Raw genomic sequence first — 7564 nt, forward strand, 5'->3', positions numbered from 1 at the left:
CTCCTATATCTTGCCCAAGCTTTGGGAAGACAAGAAACTACTGATGATTTTAATATTACAGTTATTTCTAACAATCTACACTCAGTAACTGGAACAGAAGTACTTTCTCCAGAGAAAGCAACTTTACTCGGAACAGTTAAAGTTATTTCTCAAGAATATTCAAATATTCATTGTTGTAGTATTGATGTTATCTTACCCTCTAACGGTAGTTGGCAAGAAGAAAAACTTCTAGAGAAAATACTAGCAGAACTGACGGTTGATGATTCCCAAAAGTTAATTGCTTATCGAGGTTTGAATCGGTGGGTGCAAAGTTTTGAGCCTGTGCGCTTTGATAAAGCTAAAATCGAAAAGCCTCGACTAAGAGAAAAAGGAGTCTATTTAATTACAGGTGGACTTGGAGGTATTGGACTTGTTTTAGCAGAATACTTAGCTCGAACTGTACAAGCAAAACTACTGTTAGTAGGACGTTCTGCTTTGCCACAAAAAGATGAGTGGGAAAAATGGCTCACTACTCATGATAAGACTGATAGTACTAGCTGCAAGATTCGCAAAGTTCAAGAACTCGAACAGTTGGGTGCAGAAGTTTTGCTGATGAGTGCTGATGTCAGCAACATAGAACAAATGCGAAGTGCTGTTGCTCAGGCTCAACAGCAATTTGGTCAATTAAATGGTGTCATTCATGCTGCTGGAGTTCTTGAAGGCAAGTCTTTTGGAGTCATTGAAAATATAAATAAAACTGATTGTGAGCAACAATTTCAACCAAAAGTATACGGACTTATAGTATTAGACAAGGTTTTGCAAAATAAAGAGCTTGATTTTTGTTTATTGCTATCTTCCTTATCATCTGTCTTAGGAGGATTAGGATTTGTTGCCTACTCAGCAGCGAACATATTCATGGACGCTTTTGTACACAAACACAATCAGAGCCATCCTGTTCTATGGAGCAGTATAAGCTGGGATAGTTGGCAACTTGAAAAAGAAAATATACAAGGTATATCGGTTGGCACAAGTGTGACTGAATTTGCGTTAAATGCTAAAGAAGGTATAGAAGCATTTCAAAGTGTTTTGAACTGTAGTGAATTAAATCATATAGTTATTTCTACTGGAGAAATTCAAACTAGGATTGACCAATGGATTCATCTCAAATCTTTACAACATACAGCAGCTAGACAACGAAAAAATTCACTATCATTTCATCCCAGACCAGATTTACAAAATCGATATGTTCCTGTCACAAATGAGCTAGAGCAAGGCATTGCTAACATTTGGCAAGAAATTCTAGGGATAAAAGATGTAGGTCTCCATGATAATTTCTTTGAATTAGGAGGTGACTCATTACTTATAATTCAGGTTCGCAATAAACTTATAAAAATATTAAACAAAAATATTTCAATCGCTGACCTGTTTGAATATTCGACCATAAGTGCTTTAGCAGAATATCTCGGCGGAAGAACTGTTGAAGAAGCAACATTTCAGCAAGCGGATGAACGTGCCAGCAGAAAAGAAACGGCTATGCAAGAAAAAAGAAAATTAGTGAAACAAAGGAGGATGATAGATGGATAACGGAGAAATGGATGATTCCATCAAAGGTATAGCCATAATTGGTCTTGTTGGTCGTTTTCCAGGAGCCAAAGATGTTAAGGAATTTTGGCAGAATCTTTGTAATGGACAGGAGTCTATTTCCTTCTTCAATGAAGAGGAATTGGCTGTTTCAGGCATAGATATAGCATGGTTACACGATCCTCAGTATGTAAGAGCAGGTGCTCGTCTGTCAGACATCGAGATGTTTGATGCTCCCTTCTTCGATTTCTCACCAAGGGAAGCCGAAATCATGGATCCCCAACACCGTATTATTCTTGAGTGTGCTTGGCAAGCTCTAGAAAATGCTGGTTATGCTCCAGGAGTAGGCAAAGGATTGAGTGGTGTTTACGTAGGAACCAACTTGAGTATTTATATGCTTGACAATTTAGGTTCTAATCCTGACGTGATCAAATCAATGGGTTCCTCAATTTTCTTTAATAATGTTCAAGACTTTGCAGCCACAAGAGTTTCATATAAATTAGACTTGAAAGGGCCGAGTATTAACATTAGTACGGCTTGCTCCACGTCATTGGTAGCTGTTCACTCGGCCTGCCAAGGATTGCTGAATTATGAGTGTGATCTAGCTTTGGCAGGTGGCATTTCGATACAGTCTCTGCAAAAGCAAGGTTATTTCTATGAAGAAGGAGGGATAACTTCTGCCGATGGTCACTGTCGTGCATTTGATGCTAAAGCAAATGGAACTGTTTTCGGCGACGGGGTAGGTATTGTCGTACTGAAGAGATTAGAGGATGCTTTGGCAGATGGGGACTGCATTCATGCGGTGATTAAAGGTTCAGCTATTAATAATGATGGAGCCGCTAAGGTAGGTTATACAGCGCCTAGCGTGGGTGGTCAAGGTTCAGTAATAGCTGAGGCTCAGGCGATCGCTGGATTTAATCCAGAGACAATTACCTATATCGAAACACATGGAACGGGCACAAGCTTGGGAGATCCGATTGAAATTAGCGCCCTCAAAAAGGTGTTTGAAGCTCGTACCAAAAATAATGGATTCTGTGCTATTGGCTCGGTAAAGCCCAATGTTGGACATCAAAATATAGCCGCTGGCGTAACTAGTTTAATAAAAACGGTCATGGCGCTTAAACACGGTTTGATTCCTCCCAGCTTACACTTTGAACATCCTAATCCTGAGATAGATTTTGCCAATAGTCCCTTTTACGTCAACACCAAATTATCAGACTGGAAAACTAACGGTACACCACGTCGAGCAGGTGTAAGTTCTTTTGGCATTGGCGGGACTAATGCCCATGTTCTTTTAGAAGAAGCTCCAGTGATTGAGGCTTCCAGTCCCTCGCGTCCTTGGCAATTGCTTCTACTGTCAGCTAAAACCAGTACAGCTCTGGAAACTGTGACAACGGAACTATGTACTCACTTGGAACAAAATCCTGATATTTTCCTACCTGATGTAGCTTATACTCTACAAGTAGGCCGTCGGGCTTTTGACTATCGCCGCATAGTAGTTTGCTCTGACCAAAAAGATGCAGTAAAATTACTTGACAACCAAGACCCGCTACGTGTTGTTAGTCACCACCGGAAGCCAAGTCACTGTCCAGTTATCTTCATGTTTTCCGGACAAGGGTCACAATATGCAAACATGGCTCAGGAACTATATGAAATTGAAGCTACATTTCGTAGACACGTAGATAGTTGCGCCGAGATTTTGCAACCCCACCTCGGTCTTGATATCCGCTCCCTACTGTATCCCAAGGAACAAGACACTGAGACTGCTTCAAAACGACTACAACAAACAGCCCTTACCCAAAGCGCGTTATTTGTTACAGAGTACGCCCTGGCCCAGTTATTAATGTCATGGGGAGTACAACCAGAAGCAATGATTGGTCACAGCATCGGGGAATATGTCGCCGCGACTGTTGCAGGTGTATTTTCCCTAGAAGATGCCCTATTAATTGTGGCAAAAAGGGGAGAGTTAATGCAACAGGTACCCACAGGAAGTATGCTGGCAATTAGGCTTCCAGAAAAAGATGTGCGATCGCTACTCTCTGCACAGACGCTGTATAAAAATTCTCTACAAATCGCAGCGATTAACAGCCCATCTTCATGTGTAGTGTCTGGAACAAACGAGGCAGTTGCGACACTAAAAAATCAATTATCCTCTCAACAAGTTGAATGTCGGCTGTTGCATACATCTCATGCGTTTCATTCTGTGATGATGGAACCAATACTAGAAGCATTTCTTGAGGCTGTAAAAAAAGTTAAACTGAATCCACCACGCATTCGGTTTATTTCCAATGTAACTGGTAGTTGGATTACAGATGCACAAGCGACAAATCCTGATTATTGGTGTCAACATTTGCGAGAAACTGTGAGATTTTCAGATGGAATATCTCTACTGTTACAACAGTTTGAAGGTGTTTTTCTAGAAGTGGGACCAGGACGGACATTAAGCACATTAACAACACAGCATTTAGATAAAAATACCAAACAACAAGTATTAACTTCATTACGCCATATTCAAGACCAACAATCTGATGTTAACTTTTTGTTGCAGACATTAGGTCGGTTATGGCTGGCTGGTTTAGAAATAGATTGGTCGGGATTTTATACTCACGAGCAGCGTCATCGTCTACCTTTGCCTACTTATCCTTTTGAGCGACAACGGTACTGGATTGATGCTAAATCCCCATCGCCTTCTTTAAATAGTAAGTCAGTAAAATTAGATAATAAACAAGATATTGTCGACTGGTTTTATGTTCCTTCTTGGAAACGCTCTTTTCTGCCTAATTCATCCTCTGATAAAATAGGATCTACACAAGATAACTGGCTATTTTTTGTTGATGACTTGGGAGTTGGCGAAAAATTAATTAATGCGTTGATCAACCAAGGGAAAAATGTCATTGCGGTTAAGCAAGGAGAACAGTTTAGTAAACTAAGTGATGATGTTTATACAATTAATCCATATAGATGCGAAGACTATGACGCTTTGTTTCGAGAATTGAGTTTATTCGGTAAAATTCCCCAAAATATTGCTTATTTATGGAGCATCGGTAAACTAGAAAATTGTCAATCTAGAAAATTTTTAGAATTCAAAAGTCTGCTGTTTTTAACGCAGAGTTTTAGTAAGCTCAAAATTAGCGATGGGCTACGCCCCGCCGGAGGCGATCGCACTGTCCTTTTAGACAATCAATTACAACTTTGGATTATATCGAACAACATTCAAGATGTCAATGGTAATGAAACGTTAGACCCAGAAAAAGCAACAATATTAGGTTTATGTAAAGTTATTCCTCAAGAATATCCTAATATTATCTGTCGGTGTATTGATATTGCCTTAACAAATTGCCAAGTATCTGAAGATCAAAAGGGAAATTATAACAGTAATATTATTGATCAACTTTTAAGCGAGTTCACGGCTCTATCCTCAGACTTGATTGTTGCTTATCGTGATTTCTACCGCTGGGTACAAATATTTGAACCACTTCGATTAGAGTCGGTAGTTGAAGAAAAAACACCATTGAGAAAACGGGGTGTTTACCTATTTCCTGGCGGATTAGAAAATATTGGAGTTTTAATTGCAGAATATTTAGCAAAATCTCTACAAGCAAAACTTATATTTATCGAGGATTCTGCTTTTCCAGAAAAAGATGATTTCTCGCAATGGCTTGAAACTCGTACTCAAGAAGATGAAGTGAGTAACAAAATCAAAAAATTACTAGCATTAGAGGAATTAGGCGCAAAAGTTTTGGTGATGCGTTCAGATATAACTAACTATGAACAAATCCACCAGACTCTTGCACCTGAGAATATTGGTCAAATTCATGGGGTTATCTATTCAACTGGAATCAAGCGTAAAAATATATTTAGTTCGATTCCAGAAATTGGTAATATAGAATTGGAAAACCTATTTGACTCCCAACATCATCAGATTACTCTACTAGAACAAGTATTACAGAAGAGAAAATTAGATTTTTGTCTTGTGTTTTCTTCTTTATCTTCCGTTTTAGGAGGATTTGGGTTAGGTTTATATTCAGCAGCTAATAATTTCATAGATACCTTTACTAACCGACACAACCGGACTCACTCTTTACCGTGGTACACTCTAAATTGGGACAAAGTACAACTCAATACGACCGAAGAGCAAAAAGCATTGGGACAAGTATCTGGGGTAGAATTAGCGATTACTCCAACAGAAACTGTAGAAGTATTCAAACGAATATTTTCTCTAGATAAACCAACTCAGGTTATTGTTTCCACGGTAGATTTAAAAGCTAGGTGCAAGCGCATATTTGACCTCGACTCTCTACCCGATTCAAAATCTTTCTCTCAAATAGACTCATTCTCGCTCTACTCCAGACCTAACCTTAGTAATTCATATCTTGCTCCGACAAATGAGTTGGAAAAACAAATTACAGAAATATGGCAAAAGGTACTTGGAATCACAGAAATTGGTGTTTACGATAACTTCTATGAGTTAGGAGGAGACTCCCTTATTGCAACTCAATTAGTTTCTCGATTGCGAGAAAAATTTCCTGTAGAACTACCACTGCGTGACCTTTTATTAGAAGCAATGATACCAGTCAAACAGGCAGAAATGATTGAGCAACTTCTGTTAGAAAAAATTGAAGAGTTATCCGAGGAAGAGGCAGAATTGCTTTTAGGTAATCGTGCAGATATTGACATCTAGAGGCTTTAAAATGCGAGGATTACCTCACATTTTTATGATCTTAATATACGAATTATAAGCCAATACAGTTCAGTTAAGGAAATTTATCTGTTAAGGCGGGGAGCAGGGGGAGAAAAAAAGGCTTAACCCAAGCGTGTTGAATTATAAGCGTGATTAAAAATCATTACTTTTCTCTCGCTTTCTCCAGTAAATTGATTTGAAACCTTTAGTTAAAAACAGGAAAAAAGTTTATGACTTCAGCAATTAATCCTCTTATGTCTTTAGCCAGCAATCCTCCAAATTATGAGCCGATTGCTCGCTTACAGAACGAATTCAAGAATAAAGATGAATTTATAAGCGAGGGTATACTACCTTATTTAGAGCAAATACTGTTTCCATATCTCTCTAAAGAAGCGCGTATTCTCGACCTGGGTTGCGGTTGTGGGTATTTAGTGCAACAGCTTCACCTTAAAGGGTATCAAATGACTGGGCTTGATGCATCTGAAGGAGTATTGCGCTATGCCCGAACAAACGCACCTGAAAGTGAATTTATCCTTAGTGATATACGCAAGTTTGAGTTGCCAGCTACCTTCGATGCTATTGTTTCAATCGATGTCTTACTTTTCATCCTAAATAATGAAGACTTGACAGCCGTCTTCCGAAATGTATATGCAGCACTACAAGACAATGGTCTGTTTGTGTTCTCGATACCGTTAATAGAATTGATGCATAAGTATGTTGAACAAGGATATTTAAATCATATCAATGTTAATGATGAATGCGCTTTTATTGAGTTATTCTATTACAAACCGGAACAAAGGATGTGGAAAATCGAAGTCACCGGGTTTGAATTGGTAGAGAAAACTTGGAAGCGTTCAGACACTACTTGGCTGAGAAAGGATCACTTCTTGACAGATGTCCAATCGGCTTTAGAAAATGTGGGCTTCACAGAAATTAGTCATTTTAAGGCTGGAGAAGAAACAGGTAACGCTTGCTTTGTTTGTCGGAAACGTCTCTAGCGTGATAGTAAAATTATGAAAGTTTTTGGTCTAGCGGGAGTTAATAAACTCACGGAAGTTCATCATTGAAAAATGAGTTGACGATATTTCAATGATGATTAACAATTATCTAGCTAAAAAATAAAATTTGCAGTTAGTGACTCTTCAAATAACTCTTAACAATGGATAAACGACACTCTAATTTATCACCTGCCAAAAAAGCCCTTCTAGAAAAATGGAAGGGAGGAAACTTTCAAGTCGGTACTATTCCCAAACGTCAAGTTTCTAAGACTATTCCTTTATCTTTCTCCCAACAAAGATTATGGTTTATTGATCAACTTTATCA

Annotated in this window: 3 protein-coding genes; all 3 read left to right on the forward strand. The window is 38.6% G+C overall.

The features are described from left to right. On the forward strand, positions 1-1563 hold a 1563-nt coding region (locus IQ229_RS05910; protein WP_194042102.1), incomplete at its 5' end, for an SDR family NAD(P)-dependent oxidoreductase. Then, on the forward strand, positions 1556-6241 hold the full coding sequence (locus IQ229_RS05915; RefSeq protein WP_194042104.1) for a type I polyketide synthase: 4686 nt from the start codon (positions 1556-1558) through the stop codon (positions 6239-6241). The genes IQ229_RS05910 and IQ229_RS05915, both read left to right, overlap by 8 nt. Before the next feature lie 230 nt (positions 6242-6471). Then, positions 6472-7239, forward strand: coding sequence for a class I SAM-dependent methyltransferase (locus IQ229_RS05920; protein WP_228013208.1), 768 nt, complete (start codon positions 6472-6474; stop codon positions 7237-7239). Positions 7240-7564 lie beyond the last annotated feature (325 nt).

Source organism: Nostoc cf. edaphicum LEGE 07299, from assembly GCF_015207245.1.
GTDB classification, from domain to species: domain Bacteria; phylum Cyanobacteriota; class Cyanobacteriia; order Cyanobacteriales; family Nostocaceae; genus Nostoc; species Nostoc edaphicum_B.